Below are 15,275 nucleotides of genomic sequence, written 5' to 3'. Positions count from 1 at the left end.
GCCGGCCGGCGGCACCGGCGGCAACACGGACCTGCCGGCCGGCCCGATGCGCCGCGCCCTCACCGCGACGACGCCGGTGGTGCCGGACATCGGCGGCGCGGGCCAGCTGGGCGAGGACGCGGTGCTGGCGAGGGCGATCGCGACGGCCCCGGGCACGGCGCGCGAGCTGGTCTTCGACCACCGCGCGGCAAGCGGGACCTCAAGGTCAACTGGTTCCCTGATCGAACGGGCTCCACAAGTCGATCACGCCTCTCGCCCACTGGTCCAGCAGCACGCCGATCCGGTCCTCGACGCCGACCTGGCCGGCCCAGCCGTCGACCACTCCGCGGTCAACGCTGTAGGTGGACACCGGGTCCAGGCGTTCGTTGAGCTCCATCTGCGCGGCGATCAGGAAGAGCAGGCTGGACCGGCACTCGACCGGGTAGGCAGCGATCCGGGCCAGCACGGCCTCGAAGTCGAAGTCCGCGATCGCGGCGTGCTGGGGCGGCGGCAGCTCGTACAACCGGTCAAGGTGCACATCGACGGCCGCACCGAAGCTGCGGAGGAAGGCAGCGACCCGCGCTACGGGCATCGCCTCGCGGTGTTCGCTGCGGAAGGAGTCGAACACCCACCGGATGGTCGAACTCGGCCCCACGCCCGGAATCGGCACGGTGTACTGCTCGAAGAGGAACGCGAAGACCTGGCAGAATTGCGCCCCGTCGAGCCTCACGAAGTTCTCCGAGCCGGTGTTCCCGCTCTGGATGAGCATCGCGTACTCGATGTCGAGCACGCCGTCGTAGCGCTTCAGGTAGGGACCGATCGCCTTGACGACCCCGTTGAGGGATTCGACGGCCTTGCGCCGGATCGGCACTCCCTGCGCGGCGCCGGCGAGCAGGTAGCGGGCGTGGATGGCGAACCACACCTGGCGGCGGGCAAACGCTTCGTCGCGCAGTGCGCCGACACTGGCGATCAGGTCTTCGACCATCAGCTCGAGGATCGACTCGTGGTGCCGGTAGGAGGGATCCAGCAATCTGGCGACCGACGCGCTGTCGCCGAGCGCCGTCTGCTCGAGGGCCAGCCGCACCAGCGAGCGGGTCGCAGCCGGGCTGAGCGGGAGGCCGTCGGCCATCCCCGCGAGGTACGCGGATCCCACGGAACGGACCCGGTCCACGTCGTCTCGGTCCTGCCCGGTTCTGATGGCCCGCAGGTCTTGGTCCAGCAGCACCGGGAACTCTGCCTTCAACTGGTCCACGATGCCCGAGATCACCGACGAGGCACCGGAAAGCCGTCCCTGCTCGAACAGAGCGCAGCAGACCTGCGCGTAGATTTCGGACTTGCCGTCCTTGACCAGCGGGTAGAGGTGGTTCACGACGCTCTCGACATCGGGGTGCGTCCGCACGAAGTAGAGGGCACCGAAGTACTCACGGAAGCTCGCGTGGGTGAAGGTGAACAGGTCCCGGTGGTCGTCACCGGGTCCGAAGTCGGTGAACATCCACGCACGGCCACGGCACCAGGCCAGCATGTCGCGGACGAACCGTTCCGCTCCTCGCTCGGTGGCGAACACCGTCGAGACGAGGAACGGAACCAGGTCCCCGATGATCTGCGACTGGGTGAGCCCGACCCGGTCGCCGCCCTCCAGTTCGACGGACGCGATCCGGGACAGCGCCGTCTTCGTGTCTTCGATGCTCGGGACGTTGTCGATGATTCCCTTGTCCCGGTCACCGAGAAGCAACTGCACGCACTTGTCGTACAGGGACGGACGATCCGTCGGCAGCGTGCGCAGGCCTCGGTAGAGCACGCACATGAACGCGAGCAGCAGCGGGTTCTGCGTGAGGTCCTGCATCTCCTTGCTGGCGGCGAGGAAGTCGTGGACCGAATACTCGACATACCGGCCACTCACCCCGGCCTGGGTGGTGAACCAGTTGGTCACGTACTCCCGGGTCTGTTCCCGGGAGAAGGGGCCGACCTGGAAGACGCTGAACCGCCGGTCGCTGAGCGCGGCCGTCCGGTACCCCACCTTGCGGCAGGTGACCAGGATCTTGAGGAACGGATACGCAGACGCGATGGTCTCGATCTTCTTCGCCAGGTCCGACCGCCGGCTGGCGTCCGCTATCTCGTCCAGACCGTCGAAGACGACCAGGGAAGTTCCTTCTCGGAGAAGCTTCTCCAGTGAGTCCGGCGTTACTGCCACTTCGTACTTCCGCAGCACACGGGCGAGCAGCTCGGGTAGGTAGAAACCGGGGTCCGACACTTCGCGAAGCACGACGACGAACGGCACCACACCGGCGCGGCGGCACAGTTCGATGGCGGCCACGGTACTGGACGTCGACTTGCCCGCCCCCGGGTCGCCGAGCAGCACGGCCTGATCGAGCGTTTCCCAGAACCGGCGGAAAGTCGTCTCAGGCTGCTGGACACCGATGTCGTCGAAGGGCCGCAGGGTCTTCGGGTCGCTCTGCAGCACGGTCGGGCCGACGAACAGGTCCTCGTAGTCGATCGTCTTCCGGTCATTGACGTCGGGCGAGTTGATCTCGCGGTGATAGGTGATGAACTGATCCCGGTACCGCGGCACCCAGTCGAGGCTCGTCCGTTGGCGGACGTCACGGGCGAGATGGGCCAGCGAGCCTTCGACGGCTTGGAGGATGTCGGTGGCGACCAGGTTGTACGCCCAGGCTTGGGCCACGGCGGGATCTTCCGAACGCTGCTTGATGTCATCGGCCGCGGCGGCGCAACTGGTACTGAGGTGGTCGCAGAACTCGGCACCGTACTTGCGCAAGGACGCTTCGTATCGGGCGATCCGCTGCTCGGGCGCCGAAGGGACTTCCCTGTCCGCGACGAAGACCGGCGGGAGGAAGTCGAGCAGCGCGTCCTGGATCGAGCCGAACAGGCGGGTCCGGAGGAGCTCGCGACCGTCCAGCATGTGCGAAGCGATCAGCAACCGGGTGAACGCCTGCAACTCCGGGGTGCGGACGAAGCGGTCGATGTCCCGCTGGGTGCGCGCGGGCGGCAGCAACCGCATGAGCGAGACCGGCCAATACCCCTCGTAGTGGTTCTCGAGCTTGCGCTCGGTGACCGCGACGGCGGAGTCCTTCACGTAGCCGCGACGAGCCGCCATCCGCCGGATCCGCTTGAGGATCGTCTCCGCGGCGGCACCGGCCAGCTTGGCCGTAACCGGATCGACCACTGACACCCAGCCTCCCCGGGTCGGCATCTGGTTCCTGGAACAGTCGCGACGCAGCAGCCGGGTATTACAGGTGGTCTAGTCCGACGGCCCGCGCAGGGTGAGGACCACCCGCAGCACGTACTCCACCGCCGTCGGGAACGTGGCGCCGCGCAGTTCGCCGCGGTCGGCGAGGTTGCGGGACGCGAACTCCAGTTCCCGCTCCGGCCCGCCCCGCCGGACCAGGAGCGCGGCGATCTCTTCGAAGTCGAGGTCCGGGTGGTCCAGGCGCGTCAAGGCGAACTCGATGATCAGTTCCTCGGCCGTCACGTCCGCCTCCTTCCGCTGCTTCCAGCCTACCCGTGAGCAGGCTCACCAGCGTTACTATACCGTCCAGACGGTATAGTAACGCGCATGATCGTCACTCTGCCGACCTCCGCCGAGCCGTTGAGCCCCCGGCGCCGCTGGGCCGCGCTGGGCGTGCTCGTCGGCGCCGTGCTCCTGCTCGCGGTCGACGGCACCGTGCTGTACCTGGCCGTGCCGTCGCTCACGCGCGAGCTCGCGCCGTCCGCCACCGAAGTCCTGTGGATCGGCGACGTCTACTCCCTCGCACTGGCCGGCCTGCTCGTCACGGCCGGGAACCTCGCCGATCGCTTCGGGCGCAAGAAGGTGCTGCTCATCGGCACCGCGGCGTTCGGGCTCGCCTCGACGCTGGCCGCCTTCTCCCCCACCGCCGGCGTGCTCGTCGGTGCGCGGCTGCTGCTCGGGGTCGCCGGGGCGACGATCATGCCCTCGACGCTGTCGCTCATCCGGACCCTGTTCACCGACCCGCGCGAGCGCACCCGCGCCATCGCGATCTGGTCGGCCGGGTCCGGCGGCGGCATCGCGCTGGGCCCGCTCGTCGGCGGCACCCTGCTCGAGCACTACTGGTGGGGCTCGGTCTTCCTGATCAACGTCCCGATCGTCGTCGTCTTCCTGATCGCGGGCGCCTGGCTGCTGCCGGAGTCGCGCGATCCGGACCCCGGCCGGTTCGACCTGCTTTCCGCCGGGCTGTCGCTGGCGGCGATCGTCCCGCTGGTCTACGCGGTCAAGCACGCCGTGAGCACGGGTTTCGACGCGCAGGTGGCCGTCGCCGCCGCGCTCGGACTGGCCGCCGGTGTCCTGTTCGTCCGCCGCCAGCGGCGCGCGGCCGACCCCTTGATCGACGTGACGCTGTTCCGCAACGGTGCCTTCAGCGGCGCCGTCCTCGCGAACTTCATCGCCGTCTTCGCGTTGATGGGCCTGCTGTTCTTCTTCTCGCAGTACCTGCAGCTCGTCCGCGGCTTCTCGCCACTGCAGGCCGGGCTCGCGGAAATGCCGGCGACGCTGGCCTCGATCGTCGTCGTGGCCGCCGTCGGGGTGGTCGCCGGGCGGCTCGGCCGGGGCCGGGCCGTCGCGGCGGGCCTGGCCGTCGCCGCGCTGGGCCTCGCGCTGGTCGCGGTCGCCGAACGGGCGCCGCAGTACTGGTGGCTGGGCCTGACGCTGGTGCCGGTCGGGCTCGGCGTCGGGCTGGCGCTGACGCTGACCGTCGATTCGGTGCTCTCCGCCGTCCCGCGCGACAAAGCCGGCTCGGCATCGGCGATCTCCGAGACGGCCTACGAACTCGGGGCGGCGCTGGGCATCGCGCTCCTCGGGTCGGTGGTGAACGTGGTTTACCGCGCCCTTCTGCCGGCGGGCCCGCTTCCCGGCGAGGTGCGCGACTCGCTCGCCGGGGCCGCGAGCGTGCTGGATCCGGGTTCGGAACCCGCCCGGGCCGCGCGGGAAGCCTTCACCGGTGCCATGCAGGTGACGTCGCTCGCCGCGGCCGCCGTCACCGCCGTCACCGCGCTGATCGCCTGGCGTACCATTCCGTCCGGAAAGGACTGAGATGCCTCGCAAAGCCGGGCGCAGCCCGGAGGAGACGCGCCGGGCCCTGCTCGACGCCGCCGCCACGGTCATCCGCACCCGCGGCGTTTCGGCGTCCCTCGACGACATCGCCCGGGCGGCCGGCGTGTCGAAAGGCGGGCTGCTGTACCACTTCCCCGCCAAGGACGCGCTGGTGCGCACGCTCGCCCAAGACCTGCTGGACGCCTTCCGCGCCGAGGTGCGGGCGGCGCTCGACCCCGCCGACACCGGCCCGGGCCGGCTGACGCGCGCCTACGTCCGGGCGTCGCTGGACACCTCCTACGACGAGGTCGCCGTCCGCGAGACCATCGCCCTGATCGCCCAGCTGATCTCGATCCCCGAGATCGCCGGGCTGGCCCGCGCGGACGCGGAGAAGTGGGAACGCGAACTCCACGACGACGGCCTCCCCGAAGACGTCGTCACGCTGGTGGTCGCGGCGGCCGACGGGGCGAGCACCGCACCCTTGTGGGGGGTGGGCATCGACGTGGCGGCCGCGCGGCGGCTCGAACAGCAGCTCCTCGACCTGACCAGGCAGGCCTGAACCGCCCACGGTTTGTCAACCCGACTTTGGTGTTGGTAAATCACCACTTTCCCGCCCTACGTTAGTCGGCTCCCGCAGCGGCCTCGTCCGGGTAAATTTTCGACAGCGCGCGCAATTCCGGCAAATCTCCGTCCCCCCACGAGGAGTCTTCCGATGTCGAGGAAGTTCGCCCTGGCCGGCGCCGTCGCGCTCGCCTTGACCGTGACCCCGCTCGCCGCGGGCACCGCGTCGGCCGCCACCGAGCAGGAAGCCGCCGTCACCACGGTCTACTACAGCACCTCCAGCGCGCCGAGCTTCCGCTCGGTCATCAACGCCGGGGCCGCCAACTGGAACCGCAGCGTCACCAACGTCAAGCTGGTCGAGCGCAACTCCGGCGCGAGCCTGCGCTACACCGAGGGCAACGACCCCCGCGGCTCCTACGCCTCGACCAACGGGCACGGCAGCGGCACCATCTTCATCGACTACACCCAGGCCCGCCAGTACAACCCGACCCGCATCGCGGCCCACGAGACCGGGCACGCCCTCGGGCTGCCCGACCACTACTCGGGCCCGTGCTCCGAGCTGATGTCGGGCGGCGGCCCCGGCCCGTCCTGCACCAACGCGGTGCCCAACTCCGCCGAGCGCAGCCGGGTGAACTCGCTGTGGGCGAACGGCCTCGTCGCGACCAACGCTTCCGAGCAGCGGATCTACGAAACCGTTTACGGCTTCTGAGCCCTGACGCTGTGGCCCGGGCCGGTGCCCGGGCCACAGCCCTGACCGGGTCGATCTCGGTGATCATCCTGATGTGGCGCCCCTGCGCCGTCAATACGGTCAAAGGATGCGAAATACACCACTCGTCGCCGGGCTCGCCGGCATCCTCCTCCTGACCGCGCTCCCCGCCTCCGCGACCGCGGCCACCCGGCTCGCGTTGCCCGCCCCCACGGGGCCCTATGCCGTCGGCAGCGCCGATCTGCACCTCGTCGACCACGCGCGCCCGGACCCCTGGGTCGCCGGGACGACCCGCGAACTCATGGTGACCGTCCGGTACCCCGCGCGCCCCGGCGGCGGCCCGAAAACGCCCTACCTGGCGCCGGAAGCCGCCAAGCTGATCGCCGAGGAAGATGCGCGGACGCTCGGCATCGCCGCCGACCGGCTCGATTACACCTTCGCCACGCACGCCCGCACCGGCGTTCCCGCGGCCGGTGGGCGGCGGCCGGTCGTGCTCTATTCGCCCAGTGCGAAGTACCCTCGCTCGGTCGGCACGGCGCAGCTGGAGCAGCTCGCGAGCGAGGGCTACGTGACGGTGGCGATCGACCACACGCACGAGCCGGCGGCGGTGGAGTTCCCCGGCGGCCGCGTCGAACGGCGGGTGCTGCCCTCCGGTCCCGACGCCGGCCGGCAGCTGATCGCCACGCGCGTGGCGGACACCCGGTTCGTCCTCGACGCGCTGGAAATCCTGGCCCGCGGCGGGAATCCGGACGCCGAGCACCGCCCGCTCCCGGCCGGGCTGACGCCGGACGTCTCCCGCACCGGCATGTTCGGCCACTCCGCGGGCGGGTTCACCACCGGCGAGACGATGGTGTCGGACGCCCGCCTCGACGCCGGGGCCGACCTCGACGGCAGCATGTCGTACTCCCAGTCGGCCCGCGAGTACGGCCGCGCCGCCGACGAAGGCCTCGACCAGCCCTTCCTGCTGCTGAGCGCGGGCAACCACAGCGCGGCGTCCGACCCTTCGTGGCAAGAGTTCCTCGCCCACCAGCGCGGCCCGGTCCGGACGCAGCACCTACCGGACGGCGAACATTTCAGCTACACCGACTACCAGACGCTCCTCCCCCGCCTCGGCCTCGACCCGGCGTCGATCGCGCCGTTCATCGGGACCGTCGACCCGGACGGGAGCACCGCCACGCAGCGAGCGGCCCTCAGCGCATTCTTCGGCCGGTACCTGACGCGGGGATAACCGATCCAGGCCGTCACGAACCGCCGATTCACGGAATCGCGAATCGGCGGTTCTTTCTGTTCGGGAAGCGCTTTCCGTAGTAGGGTCCGAAGTTCGGGTTTCTCTCCTTCTGATCGAGGATGTGAGGGCTCAATGCGGCAATTCCCATGGCTGGCGGCGGTAGTTCTGCTGACCGGGCTCTTCGTGGCGGCACCCGCGCGGGCGGCGGCCGCGTTCGGCAGCACGATGGTGAACCAGGGCAGCGGAAACTGCGCCGAGGTCCCCGACGGGTCGAGCGCGGTGCAGCTCGTTCAGCGCGGCTGTTCTTCCGCGGCGAACCAGACGTTCACGTTCACGCCGGTGGCGGGCAGCACCGACGTGTACACCGTCGCGACGATGACCGCGGGCAGCTGCGTCGACGTCTACGGCGCGTCCACCGCGGACAATGCGGCCGTGATCCAATACGCGTGCCATTCCGGCACGAACCAGCAATTCCGCCTGCAGGCGGCCGGCACGAACACGTTCACCGTCGTCTCGGTCGGTTCCGGGAAGTGCGTCGCCCCGGCGGCGACCGGAACCGGGCTGGTGCAGCTGCCGTGCACGACGGCCGCGAGCGGGGTCTGGCGGATCGCCGCCGGCACCAGCGCGGCCACCTTCACCAACCCGCTGAGCCAGCACGGCCCGGACCCCTGGCTGCAGTACTACAACGGCTACTACTACCTCGCCACGACGACGTGGAACTCGACGATCACCATGCGCAAGTCCCGCACGCTGGGCGGGCTGGCTTCCGCGCCGGACGCGGTCATCTTCACCCTCACCCGGCCCACCGGCGCCGGAACGATGTGGGCGCCCGAATTCCACCTGCTCACCGGTCCGAACGGGCCGCGCTGGTACCTGTACTACGTCGCCGGGCGCGAACCCTACGACCTCGGGACCCAGCGCATCCACGTGCTCGAGAGCGCCGGGACCGACCCGATGGGGCCGTACAGCTTCAAGGCCGACCTGCTCGACCCCACCCAGGACAACACCTGGGAGCTGGATCCGAGCATCCTGCAGCTCAACGGGCAGTTGTACCTGCTCGGGACGTTCTACAACGGCTCCCAGCCCAACTTCATCCGTCCGCTGGCCAACCCGTGGACGGCGAGCGGCACCCGGCACCTCCTGTCGAGCCCGAGCTACAGCTGGGAGACCGTGGGCGGCGCGGTCAACGAAGGCGCGGAAGTCCTGCAACGCAACGGGAAGACGTTCATCGTGTTCTCCGCCAGCCACTGCTCCACCCCCGACTACAAGCTCGGCATCCTGACCTACAACGGCGGCGACCCGCTGCAGCAGTCGTCGTGGGTCAAGTCCGCCCAGCCGGTCTTCCAGCGCAACACCGCCAATTCCGTGTTCGGCCCGGGGCACAACGGGTTCTTCAAGTCCCCCGACGGCACCGAGGACTGGATCGTCTACCACGCCAACAGCTCCGCCGGCGGCGGTTGCGACATGAACCGCACCACCCGCGCCCAGAAGTTCACCTGGAACGCGGACGGGACGCCGAACTTCGGTACCCCGGTCGCGCTGGGCACCCGGCTCCCGGTGCCCTCCGGCGAGCCCGCGGGGTAAGTCCGCGAAGGCCACCTCCAGGGACGCCAAGTCCCTGAAGGTGGCCTTCACGAACCTTCAGCCGACGACGATCCGGTCGATGTCCGGCGCCCAGCCCGAGGGGTTGCCGAGGCGGATCGTGTTCGCGCCCACGGCGAGCGTCAGCGTCACCACCACCGAACCGACCGTGTCCCAGCCGCCGGTACCGGGCGTGTTGACCGAAACCGCCGCGCCGCCGTTGACGCTCACCGTCAGCGAACGGGCTTCCCCGGCGGCGTAGAAGATCGTCACCGGATGCGCGCCCGCCGTGGCGGTGACACCGGTGAACTGCAGGTAGTTCGCCGTGCCGCCGCCGACGTAGCCCACCAGCGCCCCACCGGAAGCACCGGAGGAACTCCGCACCGCCGCCTGACCGGCCAAGGTGGCCGCCTCCGCCTCGTACGACGTCCCGGTGGGCGGCGTGCCGTTCAGCCGCCAGTACACCGTGTACCGCTGGTGGTGCGTGGCGTAGAACGGGAGCAAGGTGACCGCGCCCGTGCTCGCCGTTCCGGTGAACCGCAGCGGGTTCGCCGGGTCCTGCTTCACGGTCTGGGTCTGCAACGTGGGCAGGGCGGTCAGGTTCGTCGAGCCGTACTGGCCCGCGAGCACGATCGGGCCGTACTTCACCGCGCCGACGCCCGCGTCGTCGTTGGCGCGTGGGAAGGTCAGCGACGCCGGGAGCGTCACGTCGACGACGTCCCCGGACGCCCACGTCCGGTCGATCGTGCAGTACGTCCCCGGCACGGGAGTGCCCTGGGCGACGCCGTTGACCTTCACCACCGCCCCGGCCGTCCACGGCGGGATGCGGATCTTCAGCGCGATGTGCCCGGAGCCGGTGACGGTCAGCTTCGTGCTCGACGACGCCGGGAACGTCGTGTCCTGCCGGACGGTGATCCCCCGGCCCGGCCAGGTCAGCACCGACGCCAGGAACAGGTTGACGTACAACGTTTCGCCGCTGAAGGCGTAGATGCTGTCGGCGAACTTCGTCTGCGACTCCATGCCGGTGCCGTGGTCGCAGGTGAAGTCGTCGTAGTCGTTGGCGTAGGTCTTGATCCCACCGGCGCGCAACGGCGTGTAGTACGTGACGAACCCGTGGCTCGAGTCCGGGTCCTGCTCACCGAGGATCTGGTTGAACAGCGCCAGCTCGTAGTAGTCCAGGTATCCGGGCACCGGGCTGGTGAAGAACAGCTGCCGGGCCAGCTTGAGCATGTTGTAGGTGTTGCAGACCTCGCACGTGGTGTCCGACAGCCGGCTCGCGATCGCGTCCGGCGTCTGGAAGTACTCGCCGTCGGAATTGCCGCCGATCACGTACGTGTGGTGGTCGATGACGATCCGCCAGAAGTTGACGGCGATGTCGCGGTACCGGGTCGTCCCGGTGGCGTGGTACTCGCGGATCGCGCCGAGGACCTTCGGGATCTGGGTGTTGGCGTGGAAGCCGGAAAGCCGGTCCTGGTTCGCGGCCAGCGGGTCGAGGATCTGGGCGTGGTCGAACCGCTGGGCCGTGGTGAGGTGGTTCGCGTCGCCGGTCACCTGGTACAGGTTCGCCAGCACCTCCGGCATCCCGCCGAACTCCGTCCGCAGCACCTGCTGCATCCGGTCGTACGACAGCGGATCGGTGCGGGCCTTCGTCCACGCCGCCTTGCGGAGCAGGACGTCGAGGGCCTGCTGGTTGCCCGCGAGGAGGTACTGGTCGAGCAGCCCCGCCATGATCTTGTGCAGCGTGTAGTACGGCGCCCAGACCGACTGGCCGCCCTCCAGGCGGTCGAAGAAGTTCTCCGGGAAGGCCGACAGGTAGCCGGCGTGGAAGCCGCGGCCCGGGGCCGCCGCCTGGCACGCGGCGAGGGCGTTGACCAGGTAGTCGCCCTTGGTCTTGCAGGTGGTGTCACCGGTGTTGGCGTAGGCCTGCGCCAGCCCGGACAGCAGGTGACCGGTCGAATGGCCGCGCAGCTCCGTGGTGGGGCTTTCCCAGCCGCCGCACGGCTGGGCCGAGCTCGCCAGGCCGGCGTTGACCCGGAAGGTGTGCAGCAGGCGGTCGGCGTCGACGAACCGGAAGTACGCCAGCTGCCGGTTCATGTTGTCGAGGAACGGCCCGGCCTGCAGGCGCACCGCGCCCAGCGGGAACGGGAACACCGAGACACCGATGTCAGGACGGCCGGCCGCGGCGGCCGTCCCGGCGAGCGCCGGGGCCAGGGCGGCGCTCGCGGAGAGGGCGCCCACGGCTTTGAGCAGCAGGCGGCGGTCGAAGGTCGGTTCGCGCATCATCGCGCCTTTCGCTGGGGCCGGGGTGCGCCGCGGGCGCGGCGCACCCCGGGACGGTTCAGCTCGCGAGGGTGATGGTCACCGTGGTCGAACTCGCGGTGACCGTGTGCGTGGCGGCGTCGTAGCTGCCGCCGCTGACCGAGTTGACGCCGGTGGAGAGGAACACCGGCAGCTGGATGGCGACCGGGCCGCCGGGCAGGCTGCCCGACAGCGTCACCGTGACGACGCGGGCGCCGCTCGAGCCGCTCACCGCGAGGGAGACCCCGTAGGTGGACCGGCTGCCCGAGGCCACGTCGTAGGTGTTGGTCAGGTTGCCGACCGAGATCGTCTGGCCGGGCGTGACCCAGGCGTTCGGCACGCCGCGGCCGATGTAGAGCGGCCGGGTGAACGTGTACGGCCCGGAGCCGCTCGCCGCCAGGCCTTCCGCCACCAGCGACTCCAGCAGGCCCTGCTGCTGCCCGGCGATCGGCCACGCGTACGGGCACGCGCCGAACTGCGGGCCGGCGTGGCTGCCGATCCACGGGTTGGCCGAGCTGGGCCCGCTGCCGTTGGCCTCCCACCAGGCGTTCGGGCCGCCGGTGGTGGTCTTGAGCTGCCAGGCGTAGCTGGTGATCGGCAGGTCGCGGTAGTTGTTCGAGTAGAGCCCGTCCGACGAATACGACGTGTTGTACGCCGTCGAGTAGCCGTTGAACGCCCCGAAGGTCGGGAACGGGTACCCGTTGGCCGACAGCCGGTTGAAGCCCCACTGGTACATCCGGTCGATCTGGCCGGGGTCGCCCATGATGCCGGTCAGGGTGCCGCCGGACAGCAGCGTCGACCACTGGTTCTGCCCGACCCACCCGGGCGAGGCCCAGTTGGCGTCGTTGAAGGTGTTGCAGCGGTTGGCGCTGTTGGGCTTGTCCACCTCGCAGGGCAGGTAGTTGAAGCCGTTCGCGGACTGGTTGCGGCCCACGACGGTGTTCAACGCGTTCAGCAGCGAGGTGTAGGCGGTGTTCGCCCACGTCGCTTCGGCGGTCTGGCCGATCTTGGTCGCGATGTACTTGTACGACGCCAGCATCTGCAACGCCGAGAAGTTGCTGAACAGCCAGCGCCCGGTGGAGTCGTTGTCGAAGTTGGCCTGCAGCGTCCCGTCCGAGGCGAGCTGGGCGGGGTACTTCACCCGGGCGATGGTGCGGAGGCTGGGTCCCCACGAGCCGCTGTCGTTGAAGTACTGGCTGACGAACGCGGTGTCGTTCGTCTTCGCCAGGTACGTCGCCCAGGAGCCCATCGTCTTCCAGACGCCGTCCCAGTACCAGTTGGCGCCGACCTCGTCCCAGTTGTCCTGCTGGGAGATCCGCGCGGTGAGCAGCAGGTTGCGCGCGTCCCGGAAATCGCCGGTCTGGAACTTGGCGGTCAGTTCGCCGGGCACGTCGTGGTTGAGGATCCAGTTGTAGTTGTTGGCGCCGGAGAACTGCGCCTTGCCCACCTGCATGATCAGGTTGTAGATCGTGCCGGCCTTGTAGGCGTTCGTCATCGCGGTACCCGGGTTCGCCAGGCCGCCGGTGTTGGGCAGGGTCGTGTTCGGCAGGCTGAAGGTGTTCGTCTCGGCCAGCCGCGAGTTCCAGTACGACGTCATCTGGCCGTACGCGGTGTCGTAGTTCGGCGCGTTCGACGACAGCGTCGAGCCGGTCGGCAACGCGACCCCGCTGCCGAAGTTGTCCACGGCCACCACGAAGTCGTGGTTGCTGGTCTGTCCCGCCGCGACCGTGTCCAGTGTGGACGAAGTCAGCCGGACGAGACCCGGACCGGCACCACCCGGCGGAACCGTCACCGACGAGGAACCATTGTTCTTGATCGACACCCGTGTGTAGACGAGCATGACCGCGGTACCGTTGATGGTGACCTTGTCGGCGAAGTTCTTGATGGTGATCCCGACGCTGCCGGAAGTCCGGGACGTCGTCATCGCCGGCAGGTAGCCGTTGTCCTCGGTCCACTGCACCGACTGCGCGCCCGGATTTCCGCCGTAGGTGTAGGCGCTGAACGAGTACATCCCGCCGCACAGGCCGTTGTACGTCGTGTTCACGCCGCGGGCGAAGAACGAACCGGACAGGTAGCTGAAGACCGGCCAGTAGTTGCCGTCCCAGCCGATCGCGGTGGTGTTCTGGAAGCCTTGGCCGTAGGGGTCGTTCGGCGTCTGGAAGTTCGTGCCGTACGACCTCGGCAGCCCGGAATTCTTGCACGCGTTCGGCGCCAGGTTCGGGATGCCCTGGTAGGCGTCGGACGTGCCGGGGGTGTAGCCCGGGACACGCCAGGCGCTCGCGCTCGAACACGGCAGCTGGACGAGCGCGTTGTTCGCCGGGGTGAGGCACTTGCCCGAACTGACGGCGACGACGTTGAACGTGTTCGTCCCGGCTGCTTGCAGCCGGAACTGCTGGTTGGTCTCCCCGTGGCAGGCGTACTGGATCACCGCGGCGTTGTCCGCGGTGGAGGCGCCGTAGATGTCGACGCAGCTGCCCGAGGTGAACGTGCCGATCGTGTAGGCATCTCCCGCCGGCGTGAACGTGTATGACTGCCCGGCACCGGAGTTGCAGGACGTTTGGGTCAGCTGCACGGCGCTGTCGCCGTTGGGCACGGTGGCGCAGCTGCCGCTCGCCTGGTTGACGAGGGTGCTGGTGAAGGTGGTCGCGGCGGTCGCCGGAACCACGGCGACGAAGCCGGCTGCCAGTAGGACAGCGGTGATCAGGACAGGACGTCTCATCGGATTCTCCCGGCTCAGAAGAGGAAGGAGCCGTACGGGCCGTTGAAGATCGCGGTCTTCTGGCTCTGGCTGAAGTGCGTGTTGGGGTAGTCGTAGAACGACGCCGACATCGGCGTCCCGTCGGTCGAGGTGGAGTCCGGCAGACCGAAGGCGTGGCCCAGTTCGTGCACCATGCCGCCGTACCAGCGGTTCATCGGGCCGTTGATCCCGGCCGCGCCGTCGGCGTCGTGCTGGCAGAGGATCACCCAGCCGTTGCCTCCGCCGCCGCCCGCGCCCTGGCCCTCGGCGATAACCTCGCCGACGTTGATCCACCGGGGGTCCCCGTCCCGGACGCCGAACCGCCGCACCAGCTCCTGCTGCATGTTGAACACGGCCCACCAGTAGCGCTCGCCGCCGTTGGGCGTGTTTTCGTACCAGCTCTTCACGTGCTCGCCGGTGACGACCTGGACGACGGGCTCGGTGAGCCGGAACGTCTTGCCGAGCTCCTGGCGGTAGTACCGCTGCGCTTCGCGCATCACGTTCGCGATGCCGTCCGGGTAGCGCTGGTCGTACGGCACGTCGGACGGCCGCAGCAGCCACACCCGCACGGTCTTCTCCGCCGGGGTCTGCGGGTCACCACCGCCGGACTGGTAGCCGGGCAGCCGCCACGCGACGGCCGTGCCGCAGGACAGCTGGACGAGCACGGCGTTCACCGCCGTGACGCACTTGCCCGAGCCGACCGCGACGAGGGTGAAGGCGGATCCGGTGGCCTGCAGCCGGAACTGCTGGTTCGTCCCGGAATGGCAGGCGTACTGGATGACCGCGGCATTGTCCGAAGTGGACGCGCCGGAGATGTCCACGCAGCTGCCGGCGGTGAAGGTGCTGACCGTGTAGACATCACCGGACACCGGGGTGAACCGGAACGACTGGCCGGCGCCGGAATTGCAACTCGATTGGGTCAACTGCACCGCGCTGTTCCCGTTGGGCACGGTCGCGCAGTTTCCCGTGCCCTGGTCGACCACCGTGCTGGTGAAGGTGGTCGCGGCTTGCGCGCTGCCCACGGAGAGCAGACCGGCCACCAGGCACAGCACTACGGCAGCGGCCAGCCTGAGCACGCCACGGTTGGGCCGAGATACCACAGGACGCGTCATCGGGTCCTCGC

Annotated in this window: 10 protein-coding genes; 5 read left to right on the top strand and 5 right to left on the bottom strand. The window is 69.4% G+C overall.

Annotated features, from left to right (window positions below; all coding sequences use genetic code 11):
• Nucleotides 1–205: 205 nt before the first annotated feature.
• Nucleotides 206–3,166, bottom strand: coding sequence for an NACHT domain-containing protein (locus AB0M80_RS28285; protein WP_364571018.1), 2,961 nt, complete (start codon nucleotides 3,164–3,166; stop codon nucleotides 206–208).
• A gap of 69 nt (nucleotides 3,167–3,235) precedes the next feature.
• A complete protein-coding gene (locus AB0M80_RS28280; RefSeq protein ID WP_364571016.1) occupies nucleotides 3,236–3,466 on the bottom strand; it encodes a hypothetical protein in 231 nt (76 codons plus the stop codon).
• 84 nt (nucleotides 3,467–3,550) lie between these two features.
• Here AB0M80_RS28280 and AB0M80_RS28275 point away from each other — a divergent pair, with 84 nt between their 5' ends.
• The 5 genes from AB0M80_RS28275 (at nucleotide 3,551) to AB0M80_RS28255 (ending at nucleotide 9,120) form a co-directional block, all read left to right on the top strand.
• A complete protein-coding gene (locus AB0M80_RS28275) occupies nucleotides 3,551–5,041 on the top strand; it encodes an MFS transporter (protein ID WP_364571014.1) in 1,491 nt (496 codons plus the stop codon).
• 1 nt (nucleotide 5,042) lies between these two features.
• Nucleotides 5,043–5,600: a TetR family transcriptional regulator gene (locus AB0M80_RS28270; RefSeq protein WP_364571012.1), complete on the top strand. Its 558-nt coding sequence runs from the start codon at nucleotides 5,043–5,045 to the stop codon at nucleotides 5,598–5,600.
• Nucleotides 5,601–5,753: 153 nt separating this feature from the next.
• Nucleotides 5,754–6,311: a snapalysin family zinc-dependent metalloprotease gene (locus AB0M80_RS28265; RefSeq protein ID WP_364571010.1), complete on the top strand. Its 558-nt coding sequence runs from the start codon at nucleotides 5,754–5,756 to the stop codon at nucleotides 6,309–6,311.
• 106 nt (nucleotides 6,312–6,417) lie between these two features.
• The gene (locus tag AB0M80_RS28260) at nucleotides 6,418–7,536 is read left to right on the top strand and encodes an alpha/beta hydrolase (RefSeq protein WP_364571009.1); all 1,119 of its coding nucleotides are present in this window, start codon (nucleotides 6,418–6,420) and stop codon (nucleotides 7,534–7,536) included.
• A 132-nt stretch (nucleotides 7,537–7,668) separates the two neighbouring features.
• Nucleotides 7,669–9,120 carry a family 43 glycosylhydrolase gene (locus tag AB0M80_RS28255; RefSeq protein ID WP_364571007.1) on the top strand — a complete coding sequence of 484 codons (1,452 nt, stop codon included), beginning with the start codon at nucleotides 7,669–7,671 and terminating at the stop codon, nucleotides 9,118–9,120.
• Between the two features lie 57 nt (nucleotides 9,121–9,177).
• On the opposite strand, the gene AB0M80_RS28250 is transcribed toward AB0M80_RS28255, so the two are convergent.
• The 3 genes from AB0M80_RS28250 to AB0M80_RS28240 are packed head-to-tail and all read right to left on the bottom strand — an operon-like array spanning nucleotide 9,178 to nucleotide 15,192.
• Nucleotides 9,178–11,397 carry a beta-L-arabinofuranosidase domain-containing protein gene (locus tag AB0M80_RS28250; RefSeq protein ID WP_364571005.1) on the bottom strand — a complete coding sequence of 740 codons (2,220 nt, stop codon included), beginning with the start codon at nucleotides 11,395–11,397 and terminating at the stop codon, nucleotides 9,178–9,180.
• Nucleotides 11,398–11,455: 58 nt separating this feature from the next.
• Nucleotides 11,456–14,134, bottom strand: coding sequence for an RICIN domain-containing protein (locus AB0M80_RS28245; RefSeq protein ID WP_364571003.1), 2,679 nt, complete (start codon nucleotides 14,132–14,134; stop codon nucleotides 11,456–11,458).
• 14 nt (nucleotides 14,135–14,148) lie between these two features.
• Nucleotides 14,149–15,192 carry an RICIN domain-containing protein gene (locus AB0M80_RS28240; protein ID WP_364571001.1) on the bottom strand — a complete coding sequence of 348 codons (1,044 nt, stop codon included), beginning with the start codon at nucleotides 15,190–15,192 and terminating at the stop codon, nucleotides 14,149–14,151.
• Nucleotides 15,193–15,275: the final 83 nt, after the last annotated feature.

Source organism: Amycolatopsis sp. NPDC051045 (assembly GCF_040682955.1).
Classification (GTDB): domain Bacteria; phylum Actinomycetota; class Actinomycetes; order Mycobacteriales; family Pseudonocardiaceae; genus Amycolatopsis.
The sequence above is the reverse complement of the archived record's forward strand: the minus strand, read 5'-3'. Positions and strand labels throughout refer to the sequence as shown.

What these genes read in the sequence shown, in the direction of transcription:
- AB0M80_RS28275 (WP_364571014.1), top strand. Translation starts at nt 3,551, where the DNA reads ATGATCGTCACTCTGCCGACCTCCGCCGAGCCGTTGAGCCCCCGGCGC.
- AB0M80_RS28270 (WP_364571012.1), top strand. Translation starts at nt 5,043, where the DNA reads ATGCCTCGCAAAGCCGGGCGCAGCCCGGAGGAGACGCGCCGGGCCCTG.
- AB0M80_RS28265 (WP_364571010.1), top strand. Translation starts at nt 5,754, where the DNA reads ATGTCGAGGAAGTTCGCCCTGGCCGGCGCCGTCGCGCTCGCCTTGACC.
- AB0M80_RS28260 (WP_364571009.1), top strand. Translation starts at nt 6,418, where the DNA reads ATGCGAAATACACCACTCGTCGCCGGGCTCGCCGGCATCCTCCTCCTG.
- AB0M80_RS28255 (WP_364571007.1), top strand. Translation starts at nt 7,669, where the DNA reads ATGCGGCAATTCCCATGGCTGGCGGCGGTAGTTCTGCTGACCGGGCTC.
- AB0M80_RS28250 (WP_364571005.1), bottom strand. Translation starts at nt 11,397, where the DNA reads ATGCGCGAACCGACCTTCGACCGCCGCCTGCTGCTCAAAGCCGTGGGC.
- AB0M80_RS28245 (WP_364571003.1), bottom strand. Translation starts at nt 14,134, where the DNA reads ATGAGACGTCCTGTCCTGATCACCGCTGTCCTACTGGCAGCCGGCTTC.